This is a genomic window from Cryobacterium sp. MP_M3, assembly GCF_015752155.1.
Lineage (GTDB): Bacteria > Actinomycetota > Actinomycetes > Actinomycetales > Microbacteriaceae > Cryobacterium.
The window spans coordinates 206,062-231,442 of record NZ_JADOVI010000006.1 but is presented as its reverse complement, the minus strand read 5'-3'; the positions used below and the strand labels follow the sequence as shown (position 1 = coordinate 231,442).

At 70.6% G+C, this 25,381-nt stretch carries 19 protein-coding genes; 9 read left to right on the top strand and 10 right to left on the bottom strand.

Annotation, left to right across the window (positions count from 1 at the left end):
- The first annotated feature begins 281 nt into the window (after positions 1 to 281).
- Entirely contained in the window at positions 282 to 1,298 is a 1,017-nt protein-coding gene (gene moaA / locus IWX89_RS09610) for a GTP 3',8-cyclase MoaA (RefSeq protein ID WP_374220506.1), read from the top strand.
- Between the two features lie 63 nt (positions 1,299 to 1,361).
- Entirely contained in the window at positions 1,362 to 2,246 is an 885-nt protein-coding gene (gene fdhD, locus IWX89_RS09605; RefSeq protein WP_196903316.1) for a formate dehydrogenase accessory sulfurtransferase FdhD, read from the top strand.
- Here fdhD and IWX89_RS09600 read toward each other — a convergent pair.
- Together IWX89_RS09600 and IWX89_RS09595 are read right to left on the bottom strand one after the other, a co-directional pair.
- Positions 2,228 to 2,761, bottom strand: coding sequence for a dihydrofolate reductase family protein (locus IWX89_RS09600; RefSeq protein WP_196903315.1), 534 nt, complete (start codon positions 2,759 to 2,761; stop codon positions 2,228 to 2,230). The genes fdhD and IWX89_RS09600 overlap by 19 nt on opposite strands.
- Positions 2,762 to 2,771: 10 nt before the next feature.
- Complete coding sequence (locus IWX89_RS09595; protein WP_196903314.1) at positions 2,772 to 5,087, bottom strand: FdhF/YdeP family oxidoreductase; 2,316 nt, start codon at positions 5,085 to 5,087, stop codon at positions 2,772 to 2,774.
- 218 nt (positions 5,088 to 5,305) lie between these two features.
- Between IWX89_RS09595 and IWX89_RS09590 the strand changes: the two genes are divergently transcribed.
- Complete coding sequence (locus tag IWX89_RS09590) at positions 5,306 to 7,543, top strand: glycosyltransferase (protein WP_196903313.1); 2,238 nt, start codon at positions 5,306 to 5,308, stop codon at positions 7,541 to 7,543.
- A gap of 30 nt (positions 7,544 to 7,573) precedes the next feature.
- On the top strand, positions 7,574 to 8,887 hold the full coding sequence (locus IWX89_RS09585; protein ID WP_196903312.1) for a glycosyltransferase: 1,314 nt from the start codon (positions 7,574 to 7,576) through the stop codon (positions 8,885 to 8,887).
- 30 nt (positions 8,888 to 8,917) lie between these two features.
- Here the strand turns inward: IWX89_RS09585 and IWX89_RS09580 are convergent, their stop codons facing one another.
- From IWX89_RS09580 to IWX89_RS09565, 4 genes are all read right to left on the bottom strand, one after another.
- The gene (locus tag IWX89_RS09580) at positions 8,918 to 9,466 is read right to left on the bottom strand and encodes a DUF2017 family protein (RefSeq protein ID WP_231383121.1); all 549 of its coding nucleotides are present in this window, start codon (positions 9,464 to 9,466) and stop codon (positions 8,918 to 8,920) included.
- A complete protein-coding gene (gene clpS, locus IWX89_RS09575; RefSeq protein WP_307836487.1) occupies positions 9,466 to 9,750 on the bottom strand; it encodes an ATP-dependent Clp protease adapter ClpS in 285 nt (94 codons plus the stop codon). The genes IWX89_RS09580 and clpS overlap by 1 nt, the downstream gene beginning before the upstream one ends.
- Positions 9,751 to 9,830: 80 nt before the next feature.
- The gene (locus IWX89_RS09570) at positions 9,831 to 10,520 is read right to left on the bottom strand and encodes a YoaK family protein (protein ID WP_307836486.1); all 690 of its coding nucleotides are present in this window, start codon (positions 10,518 to 10,520) and stop codon (positions 9,831 to 9,833) included.
- Positions 10,521 to 10,600: 80 nt separating this feature from the next.
- The gene (locus tag IWX89_RS09565; RefSeq protein ID WP_196903310.1) at positions 10,601 to 11,266 is read right to left on the bottom strand and encodes an NTP transferase domain-containing protein; all 666 of its coding nucleotides are present in this window, start codon (positions 11,264 to 11,266) and stop codon (positions 10,601 to 10,603) included.
- A gap of 72 nt (positions 11,267 to 11,338) precedes the next feature.
- Between IWX89_RS09565 and IWX89_RS09560 the strand changes: the two genes are divergently transcribed.
- Together IWX89_RS09560 and IWX89_RS09555 are read left to right on the top strand one after the other, a co-directional pair.
- Positions 11,339 to 11,824, top strand: a complete 486-nt coding sequence (locus IWX89_RS09560) for a histidine phosphatase family protein (RefSeq protein ID WP_196903309.1) — start codon at positions 11,339 to 11,341, stop codon at positions 11,822 to 11,824.
- 48 nt (positions 11,825 to 11,872) lie between these two features.
- Positions 11,873 to 12,121: an SHOCT domain-containing protein gene (locus IWX89_RS09555; protein WP_196903308.1), complete on the top strand. Its 249-nt coding sequence runs from the start codon at positions 11,873 to 11,875 to the stop codon at positions 12,119 to 12,121.
- Positions 12,122 to 12,166: 45 nt separating this feature from the next.
- Here the strand turns inward: IWX89_RS09555 and IWX89_RS09550 are convergent, their stop codons facing one another.
- Positions 12,167 to 13,645 carry an amidohydrolase family protein gene (locus IWX89_RS09550; RefSeq protein WP_196903307.1) on the bottom strand — a complete coding sequence of 493 codons (1,479 nt, stop codon included), beginning with the start codon at positions 13,643 to 13,645 and terminating at the stop codon, positions 12,167 to 12,169.
- Positions 13,646 to 13,876: 231 nt separating this feature from the next.
- Here IWX89_RS09550 and pulA point away from each other — a divergent pair, with 231 nt between their 5' ends.
- Positions 13,877 to 19,615 carry a pullulanase-type alpha-1,6-glucosidase gene (pulA, locus tag IWX89_RS09545; protein ID WP_196903306.1) on the top strand — a complete coding sequence of 1,913 codons (5,739 nt, stop codon included), beginning with the start codon at positions 13,877 to 13,879 and terminating at the stop codon, positions 19,613 to 19,615.
- Between the two features lie 212 nt (positions 19,616 to 19,827).
- On the opposite strand, the gene IWX89_RS09540 is transcribed toward pulA, so the two are convergent.
- From IWX89_RS09540 to IWX89_RS09530, 3 genes are all read right to left on the bottom strand, one after another.
- Positions 19,828 to 22,500: a molybdopterin cofactor-binding domain-containing protein gene (locus tag IWX89_RS09540; protein ID WP_196903305.1), complete on the bottom strand. Its 2,673-nt coding sequence runs from the start codon at positions 22,498 to 22,500 to the stop codon at positions 19,828 to 19,830.
- The gene (locus IWX89_RS09535) at positions 22,497 to 23,357 is read right to left on the bottom strand and encodes an FAD binding domain-containing protein (protein WP_196903304.1); all 861 of its coding nucleotides are present in this window, start codon (positions 23,355 to 23,357) and stop codon (positions 22,497 to 22,499) included. Before IWX89_RS09535 ends, IWX89_RS09540 begins: the two co-directional genes overlap by 4 nt.
- Before the next feature lie 148 nt (positions 23,358 to 23,505).
- Positions 23,506 to 24,027: a MogA/MoaB family molybdenum cofactor biosynthesis protein gene (locus IWX89_RS09530; RefSeq protein WP_307836485.1), complete on the bottom strand. Its 522-nt coding sequence runs from the start codon at positions 24,025 to 24,027 to the stop codon at positions 23,506 to 23,508.
- A 102-nt stretch (positions 24,028 to 24,129) separates the two neighbouring features.
- On the opposite strand from IWX89_RS09530, the gene IWX89_RS09525 reads away from it, so the two are divergent.
- Both IWX89_RS09525 and modA read left to right on the top strand, forming a co-directional pair.
- On the top strand, positions 24,130 to 24,534 hold the full coding sequence (locus tag IWX89_RS09525; RefSeq protein ID WP_196903302.1) for a molybdopterin-binding protein: 405 nt from the start codon (positions 24,130 to 24,132) through the stop codon (positions 24,532 to 24,534).
- Positions 24,531 to 25,328, top strand: a complete 798-nt coding sequence (modA, locus tag IWX89_RS09520) for a molybdate ABC transporter substrate-binding protein (RefSeq protein ID WP_196903301.1) — start codon at positions 24,531 to 24,533, stop codon at positions 25,326 to 25,328. Before IWX89_RS09525 ends, modA begins: the two co-directional genes overlap by 4 nt.
- Positions 25,329 to 25,381: the final 53 nt, after the last annotated feature.

The window sequence follows — 25,381 nt, the reverse complement described above, 5'->3', positions numbered from 1 at the left end:
TGTTCGCGGGGGGCGCGCCCACTATTTTGGCCCACACCCCGCCCGGATCGGTTAAGTTGGGGGGGCCGCCCCCGGGGGGGGTGGGTTGTCGAGCCCGGGTCTCTACACGCCCCACCACCGTGCACCGGCTCTGACCTCCGCGGCCTATCGTTCCCAGCCGCCGCGATTAGTGTGGAGACATGACCGGCGCCGAACTCCAGGAACCCGTCCCCAGGTTCTATCGATCACTGGCGGACCTCCCCGAGGTGACCATCGAGCCCACCGGCCTGGTCACCGACACGATGAACCGGCCGCTGCACGACCTGCGCATCTCCGTCACCGACCGCTGCAACTTCCGCTGCGTCTACTGCATGCCGAAGGAGGTCTTCGGCAAGGACTTCGCCTTCATGGAACGCGACGAGCTTCTCTCCTTCGAGGAGATGACCAGGCTAGCCAGGATCAGCGTGGCCCACGGGGTCGAGAAGATCCGCCTCACCGGCGGTGAGCCGCTGCTCCGCAAGGGCCTCGAGGAACTCGTCGCCATGCTCGCCGCCCTCCGCACCCCCGACGGCCGGCCTATCGACATCGCGCTGACCACGAACGGGTCGGCGCTCGCCGTGAAGGCGCAGGCGCTGAAGGATGCCGGGCTCACCCGCGTGACCGTGTCGCTCGATTCGCTCGACGACGCCACCTTCCGGGCGATGAACGACGTGAATTTCCCGGTCGCGAAGATCCTGCACGGGATCGACGTCGCCCACGAGGCCGGGCTCGGCCCGATCAAGATCAACATGGTGGTCAAGCGCGGCCAGAACGAGCACGACATCGTGGCCATGGCCCGGCACTTCCAGGGCACGCCGTACATCCTCCGGTTCATCGAGTTCATGGACGTCGGCTCGAGCAACGGCTGGGAGATGGGCGCCGTGGTGCCCTCCCGCGAGGTGATCGACCTGATCAACGCCGAGCTGCCCCTGGACGAGGTGGCGCCGAACTATGACGGCGAGACCTCGAGGCGCTGGCGGTACCGCGACGGGAGCGGCGAGATCGGCGTCATCTCGAGCGTCACCCAGTCGTTCTGCCATTCCTGTTCCCGGGCGAGGGTCTCCACCGACGGCAAGCTGTTCACCTGCCTGTTCGCGACCGAGGGCCATGACCTGCGCGCCCTGATGCGCGGCGGCTGCACCGACGAACAGCTCGCCACCGTGATGGCGCAGATCTGGCGGGAACGCACCGACCGGTACTCGCAGCTGCGCAGCGCGAAGACGATCCAGCTTCGTGCCGCAGGCAAGAAGAAGATCGAGATGTCCTACATCGGTGGTTGAGGCCGGGGCGGTTGAGCCCGCGGCACTCGAACGACCGGCACGACGAAGAAGGGGCAACGACTGATGAGCAGAATCACCGCGCGACGCAAGGTCGTCCGCCTGACCGTCGGGCACCCACCCACCACCCGCGAAGACGTGCTCGCCGTGGAGGAGCCGCTGGAGATCCGGGTGAACGGCCGTTCCCTGGCCGTGACCATGCGCACCCCGGGCAACGACTACGACCTCGCGGCCGGCTTCCTCGTCTCGGAGGGGGTCATCACCAGGGGCGAGCACTTCTTCACCGCCCGCTACTGCGCCGGCGCCACCGACGAGGGCCTCAACACCTACAACGTGCTCGACGTGTCCCTCGCGCCGGGGGTCAGGCCCCCCGACCCGAGCCTCGAACGGTCGTTCCTCACCACCAGCTCCTGCGGCCTCTGCGGCAAGGCGAGCATCGACGCCGTGCGCACCAAATCCTCCTTCCCGGTAATGGATGACCCGGTGCGGGTCGACGCGGAACTGCTCACCTCGTTCCCCGACCTGTTGCGCACCCGGCAGACCGTGTTCGAGAAGACCGGCGGACTCCACGCCGCCGCGCTGTTCGACGGCGCCACCGGGGAGATGCTCGTGCTGCGCGAAGACGTCGGCCGGCACAACGCGGTGGACAAGGTGATCGGCTGGGCGCTGAAAGAGAACCTGCTGCCGCTGACCGGCACGGTGCTGATGGTGTCGAGCCGGGCCAGCTTCGAACTGGCCCAGAAGGCGATGATGGCCGGCATCCCGGTGCTCGCCGCCGTCTCGGCGCCGTCGTCGCTGGCGGCCGAATTCGCCGCGGAGGTGGGCATGACGCTCATCGGTTTCCTCCGCGGCAACTCGATGGTGATCTACGCCGGGGCCGAGCGGATCGTGGAGCCTGCTGTGGACCAAATAGAGACCGAGCGCGGCGAGGGTCAGCGCACCACGGCGTAGCGTTCCTGGACCATGCCGCCGCCGATCTGAGCGACGCCCAGGGTCTCGAGCCGGACATCCGCCGGGGGCGCCCCGAACAATGGAATGCCCTCGCCCAGCAGCACGGGAACCCGGGTGATCACGAGGTCGTCGATGAGGCCCGCCGCGAGGCAGGACTGGATGACCCGGCCGCCGTCGGTGTACACGCGCCCGGCGCCCGCGGCGGCGAGGGTGTCGATCGCCTCGGGGAGGCTGCGCACCACCGTGATGCGGTCGTCGGCCGCGGCGAGGGTGCTGCTGAGCACGATCACCTTCATCCGGGTGTACGGCCACAGATCGAACGCCGCCACCGTTTCATAGGTGCCTCGGCCCATCAGCATGTGGTCGATCGTCGCCGTGAACTCGGTGTAGCCGCCGTCGCCGGAGGGCCCCGGCCGGTCGGTCAGCCAGTCGAGGCCGCCGTCCAGCCGGGCGATGTAGCCGTCGACGCTCGTCGCGATGAAGACGTGGCCGGTCCAGGGGCGCTGCTCGGTCATCGGCGACACCTCAGCTCAGCTGCGGCACGCCGGCCGGTTCGTGCGCGATGAAGCGCACGGCCATCGCCTTGTAGCCGGGGGTGTTCGACTCCCGGGCCACGAGCTCCCGGTGCATCAGGGCGTTCGCCTCGGGGAAGTATGCCGCCGCGCAGCCCCGCGGCGTCGGGTAGACGACCAGTCGGAACTCGTTCGCCCGGCGTTCCTCGCCCCGGAACGTGCTGATCACGTCGACGAGGTCGCGGTCCTTGAACCCCAGCTCGGTGACGTCGTCCTCGTGGATCAGGATGACCCGGCGGCCGCCGGAGATGCCGCGGTAGCGGTCGTCCAGCCCGTAGAAGGTGGTGTTGTACTGGTCGTGGCTGCGCATGGTCTGCAGGATCAGGTGCCCGGGCGGCGGGGTCAGGTACTCGAGCGGGCTGACCGTGAACCGGGCCCGGCCGATGTCGGTGGCGAAGCTGCGGGTGTCGCGCGGCGGGTTGGGCAGCACGAAACCATTCTTCGTCTTGAGCCGCGTGTTGAAATCGGAGAAGCCGGGGATCACCCGGGAGATGCGGTCACGGATGACGTCGTAGTCGTCGGCCATGGCCTTCCAGTCGATCACGTGGTCCTCGCCGAGGGTGGCGACGGCCATCCGGGCAACGATGACCGGCTCGGCCAGCAGGTGCTCGGAGACCGGGTCGAGGCGCCCCTGCGTGGTGCGCACGACCGACATCGAGTCCTCGATCGAGAGCACCTGGCGACCGCCGGGGTGCTTGTCGTCGGTGTCCGTGCGACCGAGAGTCGGCAGGATCAGGGAGGTCTTGCCGTGCATGATGTGCGACCGGTTGGGCTTGGTCGACACGTGCACGGTCAGGCCGACCCGCTGCATCGCGGCCTCGAGGGCCTCGGTGTCGGAGCAGGCGAGGGCGAAATTGCCGCCCATCGAGACGAACACGTCGACGTCGTCGTTCTCGAACGCTTCGACCGTGTCGACCGAGTCGAGGCCGTGCTCCCGCGGGGACCGGATGCCGAACTCAGCATCCAGCGCGGCCAGCATCGACTCCTTCGGCTTCTCCCAGACGCCCATCGTGCGGTCGCCCTGCACATTGGAGTGGCCGCGCACCGGGCAGGCGCCGGCACCGGGCTTGCCGAAGTTGCCCTGCAGCAGGAGCAGGTTGATGATCTCCTTGAGCGTGTTCACCGAGTGCGGCTGCTGGGTCAGGCCCAGGGCCCAGCAGATGATCGTGGCCTTCGACTCGGCCATCATGCGCGCCACGGTGGAGATCTGCGTCACGTTCAGGCCGGTGGCCTTCTCGGTCTCGGCCCAGTCGATGGTCTTGCGAGCGGCCCGGTACTCTTCGATTCCCTGGGTATTCTCCGCGACGAACTCCGCGTCGACGACCGAGCCGGGCACGCGCTCCTCCTCCTCGAGCAGCAGGTGGCCGAGCGCCTGGAACAGGGCCAGGTCGCCGCCGACCCTGATCTGCAGGTATTCGTCGGCGAGGGCGGTGCCGTCGCCGATCAGGCCCGACACCGACTGGGGGTCCTTGAAGTTGAACAGCCCGGCCTCCGGCAGCGGGTTGACGGCGACGACCCGGCCGCCGTTGTCCTTGCACTCCTTGAGGGCCGACAGCATCCGCGGGTGGTTGGTGCCCGGGTTCTGGCCGACGACCAGGATCAACTGGGCCTGGTGGATGTCCTCGAGCGAGACGGTGCCCTTGCCGATGCCGATCGTGGGGTTCAATGCCGAACCCGACGATTCGTGACACATGTTGGAGCAGTCCGGCAGGTTGTTCGTGCCGATCGAGCGGGCGAACAGCTGGTAGAGGAACGCCGACTCATTCGCGGTGCGACCCGAGGTATAGAACACGGTGCGGTCCGGAGTCGTCGCCCGGATCTTCTCGCCGATCAGTTCGAACGCGTCGTTCCAGGTGATCTGCGAGTAGTGCGTGTCACCGGGGCGGATGACCACCGGATGCGTGATCCGGCCCTGATTGCCCAGCCAGTACTCGGTCTTGGTGGCGAGCTCCTCGATCGAGTGCTCAGCCCAGAACGCCGGGGTCACCGTGCGCAGGGTGCTCTCCTCGGCGACGGCCTTGGCGCCGTTCTCGCAGAACTCGGCCGTCTTGCGGTGGCCCTGCGACTCCGGCCAGGCACAGCCGGGGCAGTCGGTGCCGTCGCGCTGGTTCAACCGCAGCAGCGCGCGGGCGGTGCGGGTGACGCCGGCCTGGGCGATCCCGCGTTCGAGGGCGACCGCCACCGCTTCCAGCCCGGCCGCGGACTTCTTCGGCTTCTTGACGCGCAGGTTGTTCTCGTTGATGTCTTCGATCGGTGCACGACGTGTCATGCATCCATCCTGCCCCCTGAGACCGGCAAGTAAACCCGTCGGCGGAGTCTCGGCGGATTCCCAGCCGGTATCTGCCCGCTGGTCAGGCCTATAGCGTTGACTCGACCGGGAGCGGATTCGCCGCCGGCGATCCGGACGGTTTCGCGTTCCGAAGTATCATCGGCAGCACGCAGACCGCACGTGACGCCCGCCCGCCCCGACGACAGGGAGAACACCCCGTGGGAACCCATACGACCCTGGACACCATGCGCCAGTCGCGTTCGATCCTGGACGGCATCCGGGCCGCCGATGACCTGACCGTCGCCGCGAGCCGGGACGGCGGTGTGCGGGCTGTGCGCCTGCTCGCCCAGGCCGCGGTCGACCCGGGAGACCAGCTCACCGCGATCGCGGCGATCCACTCGCTCGCCCAGGTCTTCGACGAATCGGCGGACGATGTGCTGGTCACCCTGCTCGGCCATGACACCCTGTTCATCCGCGAGCACACGGCCTGGGCCTTCGGAGCCCGCCTGCCTCGCCTCGACGCCATCTCCGGGCTGGTGACCATGGTCGTCGCCGGCGGCTTCCCCGGGATGATCGCCCAGCGCACCCTCGAGCAGTGGGCGTCGTCGGTGCCGGAACATGTGGGGCTCGCCCTTGAGGGTGCCCTGGTCGGCGTCGTCGATGCCGGGGCCCGGTCCCGCCTGGTCGAGACGATCGGCCTGGTCGCCGGCCGCATCCCTGAGCGCCTGCTGCGCCGCATCGCCGTCGACCCGGCGGAATCGACCGAGGTGCGCGTGGCCGCGATCGCCGCCCTCGGCGACCTCGGCCCGAACGACGCCACCATCGCGATCGTCACCGAGCTTGCCCGGGGTGACGACGTGCTCGCCGCGGTGGCCCGGCTCGCCCTGGTCGACCTGACCGTGCCGAGCTACCCGCGCGCGCCGTGGAGCCAGGGAGCGACCATCGCCCAGCTCTTCCTGCACGCCGACATCGACCGTGAACTCAGCCAGGTCGGCGCCGGCGACAACGGCGGCATCGCGACCCTGCTCGTGCGCCTCGGCGACGCCCTGGTCGCCGGCCCGACACCGGGCGAGCACGCCGTCCTGCCCGGACGCGAGGATGCCCCCACCGAGCAGCGGGTCGAACGCGTGCTCACGCTCTCCCGGGGCGGGTTCGAAGGTGCCCTGGCCTGCCTCTCCGAGGTCGGCTCCACCCTGGCCGGTCACGCCTTCGCGACCGTCCCGTTCCTCGGCGAGCCGGTCGCGTCGGTCGACGCCTGGCCGCGCCGGATCGCCACCCAGCGCGGCATCCGGCGCATCCTCCGCGCAGCGGGAACGGTCGACGCGATCCACCTGCGGATGGCGGATGTCGGCACCCTCGCCGCCTCCACCGTCGCCCGCGAACTGGACATCCCCATCGTGTTCACGGTGGCACCCGACCCGCACAGCGTCATCCACTCGCTGGATGCGGCCGGCGCCCTGACCCGTGCGAACTTCGGCACGGTGGACGAGGCCGAGCATTTCTGGTTCCGGGTGCGGCTGGTGCAGCGGCTGGCAGCGGATGCCGCGCACACCGTGCTCTTCCCCCGGCCCGAACTGCAGCGCGACATGCGCGAGCTCGTCGGAATCGACATCCGGCAGCACCCGGAACGCCACTCGGTGATCGCGGAGGGCATCGACCTGGCCGTGATCGAGCGTTCCCTCGCGGACGCCACGGCATCCCTCGACGGCTCCGCCGCCGTTGACCCGGATCGGCTGACCGCGGCCGGCGCGGTGGCGTTCGCCGAGCTCGACGACCTGCTCGCTGCCCTCCCGCCCGAGCGACGCGGACTGCCGCTCGCCGTCACCGTGGGCCGGCTGCACCGGGTCAAGGGCATGGCCGCGCTCGTCGAGGCCTGGTCGGCCGACCCGGCGCTGTCCGCGGCCTGCAACCTGCTCATCGTCGGCGGGGACCTGCTCACCCCGTCGGCAGACGAGCGCGCACAACTGGACCGAATGAACGCGGCCGTTCCGCCCGACGGGGCCGCCGAACGGGGACTGCTGCTCGCCGGGCACCGCAGCAACGACACCGTGGCCCGCTGGCTCGCGGCCGCGCGCACCGGCCGGCCGGGCCTGGCCGGACCGAACGGCGTGTATGTCTGCGCGAGCGTGAAGGAAGAGTTCGGGATCGCCCTGCTCGAGGCCCTCGCCACCGGCCTCGCCGTGGTCGCGCCGCACTCGGGGGGACCGGCCACCTACGTGGAGGAAGGGGTGACGGGTTTCCTCGTGGACACCGGCAACCCGGCCGCGCTGGCCGGCGGGATCACCGCTGCCCTCATGGTCGCCGCCGGCCCGTTCGGACCGGAGTTCGCCGGCCGTGCCCGCGAGATGGTGGCCCGCGGTTTCACGATCCAGGCCATGGCGTCCACCCTGGCCGCCGTCTACCGGGAGGTCTCCGTCACCGACGGACCGAACGCCTGGGCGCTGAGCCTCTCCTGATGCGAGACCTGACCTGAGGAGGAACCTGATATGACCCTGCTGATCATCAGCCCCGACTACGCCTCCCACCTCTTTCCCCTGGCCACCCTCGGCACCGCCTGGCAGGAGGCCGGCGAACGCGTCGTCGTGGCCAGCGGCCCGGCGACGGCCGACATCGTGCGCGCGTTCGGTTTCGAGCGGGTCAACCTGCAACTGGGCCGCGGCTCGAACCCCGGCACGATCCGGGCCGAGCAGCAGCCGACCGGCGAAGACGACGCCCTCCGCGGATTCTTCGCCGCGACCCGCCGCGGCATGGTCGAGACGCTCCTGTTCCAGGCCGAGGCGCGCAGCAACGACCTGCTCTGGAACCCGGTCGAGGTCGCCCGGGAGGTGCAGCGGATCGTCGCCGAGGTGCAGCCCGACCACGTGATCGTCGACCACCTCGCGTTCAGTGCGAGGCTCGCGCTGCAGAGTGCGGGCATTCGTCACGCCGACGTCGTGCTCGGGCACCCGTCCGCGCTGCCGGTGGGTGACGAGGTCTACGGTTATCCGCCGGAATGGCCGGTGGCGTTCCGGCCCCGCCCGGCCGCGCTCGAGGCCCTGCACCTGGCCTGCGACGACGTGAGCGCCGCATTCACGGCCCAGTGGAACGACGCCCTGATCAGCCTCGACCCCGCGGCCACCCCCAGCGGCGACGCCTTCATGGAGGCGGGCGATGTGCTCCTGCTCAACTACCCGGCCGAACTGCACGACCCGGCGCGCACCGCGCTGCTGCCGCCGCACGCCTTCCTCGGCTCCGCTGTGCGCGAGGAGGCCGCCGACGACGAGGTCGACCGGTGGCTGGCCGCCGGCGAGTTGCCGGTCGTCTACGTGAGCTTCGGCAGCTTCCTCTCCGTGCGCGGCGACGTGCTCGCCCGGGTGGCGGAGGCCCTGCACGGGCTCGACGTGCGGGTCGCCATCGCGACCGGCGCGACCGACCCGGCCGAACTCGGAACAACCCCCGGCTCCTGGCTCGTGCGCGCTTTCCTGCCCCAGGTCACCCTGCTGGGCCACGCAGCCCTAGCCGTCACCCACGGTGGCAACAACAGCGTCACCGAGGCGATGACCGCCGGGGTGCCGCTGCTGGTGCTCCCGTTCTCCACCGACCAGTTCGCCGGCGCCGCCGCCGTGGAGACGGCCGGTTTCGGGCTGTCCCTCGACCCGAACGTCGTGACGGCCGACGAGTTGCGCGTGGCGGCCGAGGCCCTGCTCGCCCTCGACGGCGCGGCCAGGCTGCGCCTGGACCGGCTCCGGGCATCCCTCGCCGACGGCGAGGGGCCGCGCCGGGCCCGGGAGGCACTGCTGGCCGTTCCCGTGGTCGGTTGAGCTCCCGCGCGCTCGCGTGAGCCGGCGCGATCAGACGTCGATGGCGTAGACCAGGGACTCCTGCACCATCCCGAACCACTCGTAGACGTCCCGCAGGAACGGGGTCTCCTCGTCCTCTCGCTGCGGCCGGCCGTCCGGCCCGATTTCGAGACGCTCGGCCAGCGTCAGGCGCAGGTCGGTGAGGGTGCGCAGCCACGACTGCACGTCGGGCGGGTCGAGCACGATCGCCAGCGGGGCGTCGTCCGGCGCGTCGTGGAGCAGCGCCTCGTCCGGTTCGTCGGAGATCGGGTCGAGCGGCTCCTCGCCCAGGGTCGCCAGGACCACCTTCGCATTGAGCACCTTGCGGTCGAGGAGATCGCCGGCGGTGAAGCGACGGAACTCCGCCGCGGCCCCCGGGTCGTCCAGGTAGGCATCCGGGAGCAGCCGTTTCAGGGCAGGGTCGGCGGCCGTGCCGGGCGTGGGGGCATCGGCGGCCTCGAGCAGTTCCACCAGCTGGCTGGTGGCCAGGCGGAGCAGGCCCACCTCGACCAGTTCGAAGTGCGCGGACACGCGGCCTTCCGCGGACGGTTCAAACTGCATCACGAGTCTGCCCTGGTCAGCGTCGCCCACAGGCCGTAGCCGTGCATGGCCTCGACGTGGCGCTCCATGGCTTCCCGGTTGCCGGTGGCGACCACCGCGCGGCCGGTGTTGTGCACCTGCAGCATCAGGCGCTCCGCCTCCTCGGCGGTGACGCCGAAGTAGCTGCGGAAGACGTAGGCCACGTAGGACATCAGGTTCACCGGGTCGTCCCAGACGATCGTGATCCACGGACGGTCCAGTGACACCGCCTCCTGCAGATCGGGGCGTTCGACAGTCTTCGGCACCCCTCAAGGTTCCCACGACGGGGACCGGAATTCCACCGGGTCCGGCCCGGTCAGCCCCGCGGCGTCGGGGTCGGGGCCGGTCAGGGCGCGTGGTGCGGCCGGCCGGCGGCGTGCCCGAGCGCGGTGACGACGAGGGTGATCACCGCCGACAGGGCGACCCCCCAGCCGATGTGTGTCATCAGCAGCAGCGCGCCGACCGCGGCGCCGGCGCCGATCAGCACGATCGCGGCGATCCGGCGGAACCAGGGCTGCCCCTTGCCGCCGCCGAGCCGCGAGTCGGCGGCGAAGCCCGTGATGGTCGAGGTGACGACCACCGTGGTCACGTCCTTCACCCCGATGTGGCGGGCGATCGACGCCTGCAGGCCCATCACCGCGGCGAGGAAGCCGGTGATCACGAGGTCGAAGGGTGCCGGTGGGCGGCCACCGCCGAGGAACAGGGCGACCGAGAGGGCGGCCATCACCAGTCCCTGCACGCCGAAGAGCACGCTGGCGTGAGTGGTCCAGCCGATCGCGACCGGGCGCAGCACCCGCCCCCCGACGGCGGCGCCGAGCATGAACGTGAACAGCGCCAACAGCGGGCCGGCCACCGGCAGGTTGTTCGCCCCGGCGAGGGCCATGCCGAGGATCACGACGTTGCCCGTCATGTTGCCGGTGAACACCCGGTCCAGGCCGAGGTAGCCCACGGCATCCGCCACGCCGGTGGAGAAGGTGAGCGCGAGCATGAGCCCCAGGTGCAGGTTCGCGGGGTGGCGGCGGAGTGTCTCGAGCACGGGATCCTTCGGAAACGGTGACGGCCGGTGGGCGGCGGAGGGCGCGGAAACCCCATGATTCCACGGATGGCGCTCGGCGGTCACCGATCGGGCGGATGCCCGGTCGTCCCGCCGCGGCCGGTCTCCCGTGCGACGCCGGCGTCGGTGTTCACGTCGGTGTTCACGTCGATGTCGGCGCCGGTCTCCAGGTCGCCGCATTCCACCGGCCCGGCCTGGTGCGCGAGCAGGTAGGGTCTGGCCCCGGTGTCCCCGCTGACCGAGGCGATCAGGCCGGCCCAGTGCGCGCGCCCGATCACGACCGGATGCCCCGGCCGCCCCTGGAAACAGGCCTGTCTCAGGGTGTCGGGCCCGAGCTCTGCCGGGCCGATCAGCCGGCGGACGGTGGCCTCGGTCAGCCCGGGCACGTCGACCGGGACGACGGCCACGGCGAGCGGACCGGGGCCGAGCGCCGCCGCCGTTCGCAGCCCCGCCCGGAGTGAGGCGGAGAGCCCGTCGGCCCAGTCCTCGGCCCGGGAGACCACCAGCTCGCCCGGATGGTAGTCGCCGAGCAGCGCCTCCGCCTCGTCGGCGCCGGCCCCGAGAACGACGATCACCGGGTGGCAGCCCGCGGCGGCCAGGGTGTGCACGGCCCTGACCAGCCAGGACGTGCCCTCAGGGGTTGTGGCGAGCGCCTTCGGGCGGCCGTACCGGGAGCCGGCGCCGGCCGCGAGCACGAGACCGGCAACGGGGGGAGGGAGGGGCGTCATGCCTGCCATCGTAGGGCGACCTGCCCGTCGCCTGCCCGGACCGCGGCCGGAGAACGGTGGCAGACTGGCTTCATGCCTGAGCGCACGCTGATCCTGTTGCGGCACGCCAAGTCCGATTGGTCGGGTGACGAGGCCGACATCGACCGCCCCCTGAACGGCCGGGGCCGCCACCAGGCGCCGCGCGCCGGGAAGTGGCTGGCCCGCAGCATCCTGGGCATCGACCTCGCCGTCGTCTCGTCGGCGAACCGGGCGCGCAGCACCTGGGACCTGGCCTCGGCGGAACTCGACGCCGTGCCGCCGACCGTGGTCGAGGACCGCGCGTATGCCGCCTCGGCCGGGCAGCTGCTCGGCGTGCTGCGCGAGCTGCCCGACGACGCGGGCACCGTCGTGCTGGTCGGCCACAACCCGGGGATCGAGAACCTCGCGGCGCTGCTGACCGGGGAGTCCGTGCCGATGCCGACCTCGGCCATCGCGGTGATCGGCCTGGCCGGCCCGTGGTCGGACGCCGGTCGTTCCCCGGCGGTGCTGCGCGCCGCGGGCAGACCCCCGGCGGACTAGAGTCGGCACCAGCGTCGGCGGTGGCCGGCGCAGTCGAAGGGGGAACACATGCTCAACAACCTCACCGGTTGGCACGTCCTGATCATCCTCGCGGTCGTGGTCGCCCTGGCTGGAGTCGCCCTGCTGATCGTTGTCGTGGCCCTGCGCCTCAGCCGAGGATCGTCGCGGGCGGGGCAGCCCGCCCCCGGCACGGATCCGGTCGCAGCGTTGCAAGCGCTGGCCGGGCTCCGGGACGAGGGCCTGCTCTCCCAGACCGAGTATGAGGCGAAACGGCAGGAACTGCTCGGCAGGATCTGATGATCAGGAGCGGGGCCCTACGCCCTGAGCCTCACACGCTGAGCCTCAGGCGCGTTCGGTCCGCCCGGCCAGGCGCGCGGATGCCGGCGACCGGTACTCGGGTTCCGGCGCCACGACCCGGCGGCCGCGCACGAAGACGCCGGTGATCGCCGGCTGGCGCAAGGCCAGCAGGAGGGCGAACAGGGTCTGGTCGGTGGCCATCTCCGCGTCGTCGGCGCGGATGCCCCGCTCGAGCACGCTCGCGAGCGGCTCCCAGCGGTCCGGTTCGATGAGCAGGAAGTCCGCGTCCTTGCCGACGTCGAAGTTCCCGAATCGCGCCTCCATGTCGAGGGCGCGGGCGCCGGCCAGGGTGCCGGTGAAGAGCAACGCGGCCGGGTCGATCGACAGCCCGGCGTCGCCCGGCTCGGACAGGTGCACCTTGAAGCAGTCGTTGAGCACCCGGGAGACCAGCCACTCGTCGCCCGCGCCGATGTCCGAGCCGATCGCCACGTTCACCCCGAACCCGGTGGTGCGCAGCCACGGCATGGTGCCCGAACCGAGGAATTGCTGCGAGGTCGGGCAGTGCGCGACGGAGGTGCCGGTTTCGGCCAGCCGGGCGAGTTCGGCATCCTCGCAGTGCACGGCGTGGGCCAGGATGCTCCGGCGACCGAGCAGGCTCGACCCGCCGCGCACCGAACCGGGCAGGAACCGGCCGTCGTAGGTGTCGAGGTAGGTGTCGACCCGGTAGATCGCCTTGACCGCGTCGATCTCACCGGTGCCCGGCCGGTTGTTCTCGTTCAGGTGGCTGTGGAAGTACACGCCCCGGCCGCGCACGTCGTCGTAGAGTTCGCCGAGCCCGGCGAGCGTGGTCGGTGTGACAGACAGGCTGAACCGGGGAACGACCGCGACCTGCAGCAGAGCCGTGGCCGGGTCGCCGGTATCGACCGCGTGCCAGCGGTCGATCTCCGCCGTGACGAGGTCGAGCGCCTCAGCCTCGCCGGTGAGCAGCGCCCGCGACGACTCGGAGCCGATGGTCTGGATGCCGCGCCCGCTGACCAGGCGCAGGCCGGCCCGCTCCGACTCGGCGAACAGGGCGTCCTGCGCGGGCGGGAACGCCGACCCGAAGACGAGGGCGCTCGTGGTGCCCGCCGCAATCCGTCGGCGGGTGAAGTCCCGCGCGATCCGGGCGCCGAACTCGGGGTCTTTCAGCCTGGATTCGGCCGGGAAGACGCAGTTGTCGAGCCACTCCAGCAGCTGCCCGCCGCCGTAGGCATCCGTGGAATAGGTCTGCGGGAAGTGCAGGTGGGTGTCGACGAAGCCGGGCAGGATGAAGCCGCCCCGGTTGTCGGTCACCGGCAGGCCGGCGAACTCCGAGGGGAGATCGGCGAAGTCGCCGACCCAGTCGATCTGGCCCTCCCGGCCGGTGACGAGGGCGCCGTCGGGCAGGGAGACGAGATGGCGCCTCGCCTCCGACACGGTGGGCGAGCCGGCTATGTGGAAGACGTGACCGCGATAGACCTGCGCGGCTCCACGAATCGAAGTCATGCCTCCTGTTTAGCACCTCTGTCTTGGAAGAACTGTTGCAAGCGTTTACACAGCGGGGACCGGTCCGATCGGAACGATTTGGCTCTCCAACGAGGGTGGTTTTGGGGCACTTCGGCCGATCGAGCCCGATTGACGCCAAATTGTGTGTAAACGCTTGCAGGAATGTCGGGGCGCGGAGTAGCGTCTCAGCTGTTGTTCATCGCGCGACACCGCGCGGGACTGGGGGAGTCAATGCTGACCGAACGCACCATCGCACGCCGCATCCTGGCCACGATCGGCGCCGGGGCGATCATCGTCTCCGGGCTCGTCTTCGCCCCGGTCGCGGCGGTGGCGGCCACGCCGACCGTCGCCCTCGTCGGCAGCCTCCAGAGCGAGCTCGGCTGCTCGGACGACTGGCAGCCGGCCTGCGCCGCCACCGAACTCGCCCCGACGGGCGTCGACGGCGTCTGGTCCGCTGATTTCACTCTCCCGGCCGGAAGCTACGACTACAAGGTCGCACTCGACGACGGGTGGGACCAGGCCTACGGGCTCGACGGCGGGGCGGACAACATCCCGCTGACCATCGGCGGCGAGAGCACCCTGCGGTTCACCTTCGACCTCGCGAAGAAGCGCGTCGGACTCGAGGCGCTCAGCCTCGCCGGCCCCTACTCCGAGGCGGATGCCGCGCTCGCGGCCGACCCCATCCGCGAACCCGGCAGCGACGAGCAGTTCTACTTCGTGATGACCGACCGGTTCAAAGACGGCGACCCGTCCAACAACACGGCCGGCCTCGGCGCAGATCCCCAGGTCTCCGGCTTCGACCCGACCAACAAAGGCTTCTACAACGGCGGCGACCTCGCGGGCCTCCGCTCCTCCCTCGACTACATCCAGGGGCTCGGCGCGAGCGCCCTCTGGCTCACGCCATCGTTCATGAACAACCCGGTGCAGGGCGTCGGCGTGAATGCCTCGGCCGGCTACCACGGCTACTGGATCACCGACTTCACGAAGATCGACCCGCACCTCGGCACGAACGCCGAACTCGAGGCGCTGATTGCCGACGCGCACGCCCGCGGCATCAAGGTCTACTTCGACATCATCACCAACCACACCGCCGACCTGATCGACAACGCGGAGAAGAAGTACGGCTACATCGACAAGGCGACCTCGCCCTACACGACCGCGGCCGGAGACGCCTTCGACCCGGCTGACTACGCCGGAAAAGCCGACTTCCCCGCGCTGGACACCACCTCGTTCCCGTACACGCCGACGCTCAGCGCCGAGAACGCGAACCGCAAGGTGCCGGCCTGGCTGAACGACCCCACGCTCTACCACAACCGCGGCGACTCGACCTTCGAGGGAGAGAGCGCCCTCGACGGCGACTTCTCCGGCCTCGACGACCTGATGACCGAGAACCCCGCCGTCGTGAACGGCTTCATCGACGTCTACAAGACCTGGGTCGACCTCGGCATCGACGGCTTCCGCATCGACACCGTCAAGCACGTCAACCTCGAGTTCTGGCAGACCTGGTCCACCGCCGTGCGCGACTATGCCCGGGCCAACGGCAAGCCTGACTTCTTCATGTTCGGCGAGGTCTTCGACGCGGATGCCGCCAAGACCTCTCCCTACGTGCGCAAGACCGACCTCAGCTCGGTGCTCGATTTCGGCTTCCAGTCGCAGGCCACAAGCTTCGCGGCCGGCAACTCGGCCAAGGGTCTCAGCCAGCTCTTCGCCAGCGACGACCAGTACACCACCCCCAACTCCAACGCCTACGCCCTGCCCACCTTCCTCGGAAACCACGACATGGGCCGGATCGGCTCGTTCCTGAAGAGCACCGATTCGCCGGTGCAGCGCGACAAGCTCGCCCACGACCTGATGTATCTCACCCGCGGCCAGCCCGTCGTCTACTACGGCGACGAGCAGGGCTTCGCCGGCACCGGCGGCGACAAGGACGCCCGCCAGTCCCTGTTCGCCAGCCAAGTCACCGACTACCAGAACCAGCCGCTGATCACGGGCGAGACGGCCGGGTCGGTCGACCGGTTCGGCACGGACGTCCCGCTCTACACCCACATCAGCGCCCTCTCCGCACTCCGCAAAAACAACCCGGCCCTGGCCACCGGCGCCCAGATCGAGCGCTACACCGATACCGGAGCCGGCATCTACGCGTTCAGCCGGGTCGACCGCACCGCGAAGATCGAGCACCTCGTCGCCGTCAACAACTCGGCCCTCGCCAAGACCGTGACCGTGCCGACCCTCACGGACAACGCGGCCTTCTCCGTGCTCTACGGTGCCGGAACGCCGGGCACCGCGTCGGCAACGGGTGACCTCTCGGTCACCGTTCCCGCGCTCGGCTCGGTCGTGCTCGTCGCCGACCGCCCGGTCACCGCGCCTGCCGCGGCCACCGCGATCACGGTCGCCGCCCCGAAGGCCGGCGCCGGTGTATCCGGAGTCTCACCCGTGGCCGCCACGGTCGACGAGGGTACCTGGGCCGAGACCGGTTTCGCCTGGCGCGTGGTCGGCTCCCCGGACTGGACAGCCCTCGGCACCGCGGAGGACACCACCCCCCGGGTCTTCCACGACACCGCAGGCCTGGCCAAGGGCACCCTGGTCGAATACCGCGCGGTGACCACGGATGCCGCCGGCCAGCGCGCCGCCGCCTCCACCTACGCCTCGGTCGGCAACACCGTTTCCGTTGCCGACACCGCTCCGCCGACGCCGGCCATCGACCTGGTCACGGTCGCCGGCAGCCTCGACTCGGAGATCGGCTGTGCGGGTGACTGGCAGCCCGGCTGCGAGGCCGCGAAGCTCACCAAGCGCGCCGACGGCGTCTACGCCGGCACCTTCGATCTGCCGGCCGGCGCCTACGACTACAAGGTCGCGATCAATGGCTCCTGGGACATCAACTACGGCGCCGGCGGAGTGCCGAACGGCGCGAACGTGGCCTTCACCGCGCCCGGCGGCCCGGTGACGTTCTATTTCGACCCGCGCAGCAACTTCTTCCAGAACACCGCGCAGGGCCCGATCGTCGTCGCCGCCGGCTCCTTCCAGGAGGAGGCAGGGTGCCCCGGAGACTGGAAACCCGACTGCCTCGCCACCTGGCTGCAGGACGTGGACGGTGACGGCATCCTCACCTGGAGCACCAGCACCCTGCCCACCGGCAGCTACGAGGGCAAGGTGGCGCACAATCTCAGCTGGGACGAGAACTATGGCGCGAACGGCGTGCCGGGCGGCGCCAACATCGGCTTCAGCGTGACCGAAGGCAAGCAGACCACGTTCAGCTACGACCTGGCCAGCCATGTGCTCACGATCGAAGCCACCGACCCGCCGCTCGCCGGAACCGGCCAGCAGCGCGCCCACTGGCTCGGCGAGAAGACGCTGGCCTGGCCGCGCGACCTGCTGCCGGTGAACATTGACCCGGCCGACCTCGGCTACGCCCTGCACTCCTCACCGAATGCGACCCTTTCCCTCGTCGACGGCGCCGTCACCGGCGGCGACACCGTGAAACTCGCCTACGACAAGGCCGGGCTGACCGATGCCCAGAAGAAGGCGTTCCCCGCTCTGGCGAACTCCGTCGTGCTGCGCCCGGTCGGCACCGACCGCGCCGCAATAGAGCGGTTGCTCACCACCCAGCTGCAGGTCAGCCAGGCCGGCGACGTGCTGACCGCGCTCACCGGGGTGCAGCTGCCCGGCGTGCTCGATGACCTCTACGCGGATGCCGCCGCCGCCCGGCCGCTCGGCGTCTCCTGGTCGAAGAAGCGGCCGACCGTCTCGGTCTGGGCGCCCACCGCGCAGAAAGTGGACCTGCTCGCCTGGACCGCCGGGGACGCCGCCGAACCCGAACGGGTCGCGCTGAAGCGCCAGACCGACGGCACCTGGACGGCGACGGGCCAGAAGAGCTGGGCCGACGCATCCTTCGCCTTCGAAGTCACCGTGTTCGCACCGACCACCGGCAAGATCGAGGTGAACCAGGTCACCGACCCCTACTCGGTGGCCCTGACCACCAACTCGACCCGGTCGGTGTTCGTCGACCTCGCGAACGGGGACTTCCGGCCGAAGAAGTGGGAGCGGGCCGAGTCGCCCGAGATCGAGAACCCCGTGGACCGTTCGATCTACGAACTGCACGTGCGTGACTTCTCGATCTCCGACCAGAGCGTGCCGGCGGCGCTCCGCGGAACCTACGGCGCGTTCGGCGTGGACAGCGCCGGCACAAAGCACCTGAAGGAGCTGGCGGATGCCGGACTCAACACTGTGCACCTCCTGCCCACCTTCGACATCGCCACCATCGAGGAGGACCGCAGCAAGCAGGCCGTTCCGGCCTGTGACCTCGCCTCCTTCGGGCCGGCCTCGCCCGAGCAGCAGGCCTGCGTGCAGGCGGTGGCCGACACCGACGGCTTCAACTGGGGCTACGACCCGCTGCACTTCCAGGCGCCGGAAGGCTCCTACGCGGTGAACGCGCGTGGCGGAGCCCGGGTGGCGGAGTTCCGCAGCATGGTCGGCGCCCTGCACGACGACGGCCTGCAGGTCGTGCTCGACGAGGTCTACAACCACACCGCGGCGAGCGGCCAGACGGCCAAGTCCGTTCTCGACAAGGTTGTGCCCGGCTACTACCACCGGTTGAACCCGCTGGGCGCGGTCGAGACCTCGACCTGCTGCCAGAACGTGGCGACCGAGCACCGGCTGGCCGAACGGCTGATGGTCGACTCGGTCGTGCTCTGGGCCAGGGAGTACCGGGTTGACGGCTTCCGATTCGATCTGATGGGTCACCACTCCAAGGAGAACCTGCTGAACGTGCGGAAGGCGCTGAACACTCTCACCGAGAAGAAGGACGGCGTGGACGGCAAGGCCATCTACCTCTACGGCGAAGGCTGGGACTTCGGTGAGGTGGCGAAGAACGCGCTGTTCGAACAGGCGAAACAGGGCCAGCTCGGCGGCACCGGAATCGGCACCTTCAACGACCGGCTGCGCGACGCCGTGCACGGCGGCAGTCCCGTCGACGGCGGCACGGTTCAGCAGCAGGGCTTCGGCACCGGTCTCGGCACCGATCCGAACGGCGCGGCGATCAACGGCACCCCGGAGCAGGCCCTGGCCAAGCTGGCCCAGACGACCGACCTGGTGCGGCTCGGGCTGGCCGCGAACCTTCGGGACTTCAGCTTCGTCACCGGCGACGGCACGGTGAAGCGCGGCGACCAGCTCGACTACAACGGGTCCCCGGCCGGCTACGCCGACCAGCCGGCCGAGGTGATCAACTATGTCGACGCTCACGACAACGAGACGCTCTTCGATCTGCTCGCCCTCAAGATGCCGGCCGACTCCGCGATGACTGACCGGGTGCGGATGAACACCCTCTCCCTGGCCACCGCGACCCTCTCCCAGGCACCGTCGCTCTGGCACGCGGGCACCGATCTGCTGCGCTCCAAGTCGCTCGACCGGGACAGCTACAACTCGGGTGACTGGTTCAACCGGATCGACTGGACCGGCCAGACGAACAACTTCGGGGTGGGTCTGCCGTCGGCGGCCTCGAACACAGACAAGTGGGACATCCAGCGGCCGCTGCTCAAGGACCCGGCGCTCGCGCCGACCCCGGCCGACATCGCGTCCGCGTCGAGCCAGGCGCAGGATCTGCTTCGGCTCAAGCAGTCGACTGAGCTGTTCCGGCTCGGCGATGCGAAGCTGATCAAGCAGAAGCTGACCTTCCCGGCGGGTGGTCCGACTGAGATTCCCGGTGTCATCGTGATGCGCCTCGACGACACCGTCGGTGCCGACGTCGACCGCAAGCTGGACGGTGTGCTCACAGTGTTCAACGCGAGCCCCGAGCCGCAGACGATCGTGCTGAAGGAGCTGGCCGGCAAGACCTACAAGCTCAGCCGCACCCAGGCGACGGGCACGGATACCGTGGTCAAGACCACGACCTGGGACAAGGCCACCGGCACGGTCACCGTTCCCGCCCGCACCGTGGCCGTGCTCGTCGACGACCAGAACCGGCGGGGCAGGTAACCCCAGTCCATCGCACCCCGAGCGGGCGACCCCTTGCCGGCCTACCCTGTTCCGAATTCAGGAGAATTGCCTGAGTGAGGGGCGCCGGCTGGCATCCGTCGCACTGGTCCGGGCTGCGCTCCTGAATTCGGAACAGGTTCACCGATGGTCGGAGCTGGTGGTTTGAGCTCGGGGGCAGAGCTCGGGGGCAGCGCTGAGGGCCAGGGGGATGCTCAGGCGCCGGGGTGCATCAGCCGCCAGATCCGGTCGCGCGACATCGGCAGCTCGTAGGGGCGGATGCCGATGGCGTCGCGCACCGCGTTGGCCAGGGCCGGGGCGACCGGGTTGTAGGGCGACTCGCTCATCGACTTCGCGCCGAGCGGGCCGAGCGCATCCGTCGTCTCGGCGAAGTACACCTCGGTCACCGGCAGGTCGGCGAGCAGCGGGATGTGGTAGTTGCGCAACACGCTCGTGGTGACCCGGCCGACCCCGTCGAGGATGACCTCCTCGAACAGCGACGAGCCGATCGCCTGGGCGACGCCGCCCTCGATCTGGCCGCGGCACTGGTCGGGGTTCATCACGACCCCGGCATCCGCGGCCTGGATCGACTGCAGGATGCGCACCTCTCCGGTGAGGGTCGACACCGCCACCCGGAACGCCTGCACGTTGAACGCGACCGAGCGCCTCGCGCCGTACTCGTCGGCTTCGGCGCTCACGGGCGCCGGCCCTGCGGTCCCGGCGCGGAGCTTCTCCGCCAGCAGCGTCGCCGCACGCAGCACGGCCTTGCCGGCGACGACGACCCCGGCCGAGCCGTACGCGCCCGTGTCGTACCCGGATGCGTCGGTGTCGGAGTGCAGGATGTCGATCAGCCCCGGGTCGATGACCAGCGCCGTCGCCGCGAGCTGGGCGTGCACGGTGGTCGTGCCGTTGCCGAACTCGGCCGTGCCGACCCGCACCGTGTACCGGCCGGTCGGTTCCAGGGTCACCGAGGCGTGCGCGAAGTGCCCGCGCGGCGGCATGGTGGCGATCATCGCGGTGGCCATTCCCTCGCCGATCTGCCACTCCGGGCCGTCGGGCGCCGCGACGCCGTTGCCGCGCGCGAGAGCGGCCTGGGCCAGGTCGAGGCACTGGTCGAGGCCGTAGCTGCCGAAGATCAAGTCATCGCCCTCCACCTGGGTGACCACCAGCGGGTCGGTCGGGCCGACGCAATTGAGTCGCCGCAGGTCGAACGGGTTCATCCCCAGGTCGCGGGCGAGGTCGTCGACGGCGGACTCGATCCCGAAGATCACCTGGCCGAGGCCGTAGCCGCGGAACGCGCCGGAGGGGAGGTTGTTCGTGTACACGCTCTGGGCATCCACCCGCTTGTTCGGCACCGAGTAGAGGCTGACCGACTCCGAGGTGCCGTGGAACATCACCCCGGGTCCGTGGTTGCCGTAGGCGCCGGTGTCGGAGAGCACGCCGACCTTCAGTGCGGTGAGCCGGCCCTCGTCGGTCGCGCCGAGGGTGACCTTCACCCGCATCGGATGGCGCAGCGGTGCCGCGGTCAGTTCGTCGGTGCGGCTGAACTCGTACTGCACCGGCCGCCCGGTCTTCAGCACGGCGAGCGTGACGACATCCTCGGTGAGGATCTCCTGCTTGCCGCCGAAGCCGCCGCCGACCCGGGCGGTGAACACGCGCACGCCGGCCGGATCCAGGTCGAACAGGCGGCAGATCTCCCGGTGCACCAGGAAGGGCACCTGGGAGCTCGTGCGCAGCACCAGCCGGTCGTCCTCGAGCCAGCCGATCGTGGCATGGGTCTCCAGCTGGGTGTGCGCCACCCGCTGGGTCTGCCAGTCGCCGGTGACGAGGCGGGTGGCCTCGACCAGGCCGGCTTCGAGGTCGCCGTACTCGCCGTGTAGTTCGGCGACGAGGTTGCGCCCCGGGTCGGCCAGGCGGCTTTCAGCGGCGTTCTTGTCGCCGTGCACGAGGGCGGCGCCCGGGAGGAGCGCCTCGGCGGGGTCGAAGACGGCGGGCAGCAGCTCGTACTCGACGGAGATCAGCCGGCAGGCGGCCTCGGCGATCGCCACGGTGTCGGCGACGACGGCCGCGACCCGCTGGCCGCGGAACCGCAGCACCCGGTCGAAGACGAGGGTGTCGTCCGGGTCGTCGAGCCGGTCCTCGTGCCGGCCGGTGGAGTAGAGGGTGGCGGGGGAGTCGGCGTGGCTGAGCACGGCGTGCACGCCCGGCAGGGCGTCGGCCTCGCGGGTGTCGATCGAGCGGATGCGCGCGTGGGCATGCGGGCTCCGCAGCACACTCAGGTGAGTGAGGCCGGGCACGGCGACGTCGAGCGTGTACGGTTCCTGCCCGCTCACGATCCGTTCACTCGCCGGGGCGCGCAGCGAGGTGCCGACCTTGCCGGTGCGGATCACCCGGCCCAGAGTGGCGGCGGGGGCGTCAACGGGAGTGCCGACGGGGGCGCACGCCGATCCGTCCGCGGGGGTGTGCGTGCCGCGGATGGCGTCCGCGATCGAGCGGTAACCGGTGCAGCGGCAGAGGTTGCCCTTGAGCAGGCGCGGCAGGTCGTCGTGGTCGTGCTCGGTCAGGGTGGAGGCGGTGATGACCATGCCGGGGGTGCAGAAGCCGCACTGGAAGCCGCCGGCGTCGACGAATCGCTGCTGCACCGGCGCGAGGGTGCCGGGCAGGCCCAGCCCGGCCGCCGTTGTGACGTCCGTGTCCTCGGCGCGGAAGGCCGGGAAGACACAGGAGTGCACCGGGGTGCCGTCGACCAGCACCGAGCAGGCGCCGCAGTCGCCCGTGTCGCAGCCCTTCTTCACTTCGAAGTGCTCGTGCTCGCGAAGGAAGGAGCGCAGGCACTGCCCGGGGGCGGCCGGGGCTTCGACCGGTGACCCGTTCACGGCGAGCCTCATGCCCGCACCTCGTCGCGCGCGTCCTCCCAGGAATAGCCCGGGTTGGACTGGCCCTGCGCGAGTTCGGCCCGGATCTCCTCGCCCAGCACGCCGCTCACGGCGCGGCGCCAGTCGGCGGCGCCATGGGCATCCGTGAACCAGGAATCGATCGCGGCGATGTCACGGGCGAGCGCGCTCGCCGAGGGCGCGGAGTCGTAGCGGAGCTGCACCGGGTGCACGGTGCCGGCCGTGACGGTGAGCACGAAGCCTCCGTCGGCGTCGGCGCGGCCGATCAGCAGGGTGCCGGAGCGGCCGAGCGGGGAGAGGGCGATCCGGCGGAAGGCCGTGCGGGAAACCAGTGTCGACCCCGGGAGGAAGATCGAGCGCAGCACATCGCCGGGTTCCAGCCGGTTGGCCTGGTTGCCCGTCACGAAGTCCACGGCCCGCAGGCGCTCGTCGCTGCCGTCGGCGCGCCAGAGGAGCACCTCGCCGTCGAGGGCCCCAGCCAGCGCCGTCATCGGCCCGGCCGGCAGCGATGCGCACAGGTTGCCGCCGACCGTGGCGACGTTCCAGATCTTGAACGAACCGTAGAGCGCGGCGGCGCACTGGAAGAAGAGTGGATGCGCGGCCAGGCCGATCGCTTCCGGCAGCCGGGACAGCTCGGCGATGGTGCAGGTGGCGGCGATGTCGAGGCCGTCGGCGGTGACCGTGAGCGGTTCCCAGCCGAGGGTCTGCAGGTCGACCAGCCCGGTCAGGTGGGTCTGCGGTTCGCCGAACAGGTCGCTGCCGCCGGCCAGCGGCACGACCGTCGGCCCGAGCGCGGCCAGGTCGTCGCGGCTGCGGGCAGAGCTGACAGTCAGAACGGTGTTCAGATCCATCGCTTATCCCCAATGAACTAAGTTGCTAAGTTTCCAAGATAAAACCTAGCGGGGGTCACGCTCGGTCGCCTACCCCACAGGCATCCTCACGGGCTCTTCACACCAAAGGCGTCGGAGCCGGCGGTGTGCAGGCACGATAGCGCGAAAGTCAGGCGGAGTGGTCGACGCCATGCAATTGATCCAGGATGTGGTCGAGCACGTCGCCGAGGAGGGTGAGGCCGTCGCGCACCCCGCCGCTCGAGCCCGGCAGGTTGACGATCACGGTGCGGCCGCGGGCGATGCCGGCCCGGCCGCGGGAGAGCACGGCCAGGGGAGTCGAGGCGGCGCCCCGGCGGCGCAGCTCCTCCATCAGGCCCGGCAGCTCCAGGTCGAGCAGCGGTGCGGTTTGCTCGGGGGTGTGGTCGTGCGGGCTGACGCCGGTGCCGCCCGTGGTGATCACGAGGTCGTAGCCCGCGTCGACGGCGGTTCGCAGCGCAGCTCCGACGGGGTCGCCGTCCGGCACGACGTGGCGGCCGAGCACGGTCCAGCCGCGGTCGATCAGCCAGGCGTCGAGGACGGGGCCGGTGCGGTCGGGATAGATGCCCGCCGCCGCGCGGGTGGACGCCACGATGACCTGGGCGGTGCGTTCCGGATGCGGGACGCTGATCGGGGTTGTCGCGGGTGCGTTCACGCCTCCATCCTGCCCCACCGGCCCGGCCTGACCACTCCGGCCGGTCCGAACGGGCATCGACTGGGCAAGCGAAACCGTAAATACGGTAATAAGATGCGTTTCATGTCGCAGATACGGATCAAAGACGCCGCCGGGTATCTCGGGGTGAGCGATGACACCGTGCGCCGCTGGATCGACAACGGCACCCTGGCCGCGTCCACCGACGACGCGGGGCGGATGGTCGTCGACGGCCTCGACCTGGCCACCCTGGTCCGGGAGAACGCGCTGGCGCCGGCCGACCCGGCCGACACCGCCAGCTCGGCCCGCAACCGTTTCATCGGCCTCGTGACCAGCGTGCTCAGCGATCCGGTCATGTCCCAGGTCGAATTGCAGTGCGGCCCGCACCGGGTCGTCTCGCTGATGAGCACGGAGGCAGTGCGGGAGCTGGGCCTCGTGCCTGGATCCGTCGCCGTCGCCGTGGTCAAGGCGACCACTGTCATCGTCGAGACGCCGAGGGGGCACCAGTGAAGGTGGGTCGCCGGCCGGCCGCCGCCCTCGTGCTGGTCCTGGCCACCGGCCTCACCGCGGGCTGCGCCGGTCAGGCCGGCTCGGGTGCCCAGGCCACCGCAGGTGCGCCATCCGACACCTCCGGAACGCTCACCGTGTTCGCCGCGGCGTCCCTGACCGGCACCTTCACCGCGCTGGCCGACCGGTTCGAGGAGGCCCACCCCGGGGTCACCGTCACGCTCAACTTCGCCGGCTCGGCCGACCTCGTCACCCAGATCACCGAGGGTGCCCCGGCCGACGTCTTCGCGTCCGCGGACACGAAGAACATGGCGCGGCTGACCGACGCCGGCCTCGTGACCGGGAAGCCGGCCGTCTTCGCGACCAACACGCTCGAGATCGCGGTCCCTCCCGGCAACCCGGCCCGGATCGAGTCGTTCGCCGACCTGGCCCGCCCCGGAGCCGCCGTGGTGACCTGCGCGCCCCAGGTGCCGTGCGGAGCCGCGGCCGCAATGATCGAGGCGGCGACGGGCGTCAACCTCACCCCGGTCAGCGAGGAGAACGCCGTCACCGACGTGCTCGGCAAGGTCTCGTCCCGGGAAGCGGATGCCGGGCTCGTCTACGTGACCGACGTCGCCGCGGCAGGCGACTCCGTGCAGGGCATCCCGTTCCCCGAGTCCGACCGGGCCGTGAACAGCTACCCGATCGGGGTCGTGGCCGGCAGCACGCAGGCGACGCTCGGGGCATCCTTCGCCCGGTTCGTCACCGGCGCGGCCGGCCGGAAGATTCTCGAGGCGGCCGGTTTTGGCGCTCCCTGAGCTGTCGGGCCGACCGGCCCGCGGGTCTGGAACTGCTGGGCCGACTCGGCCGA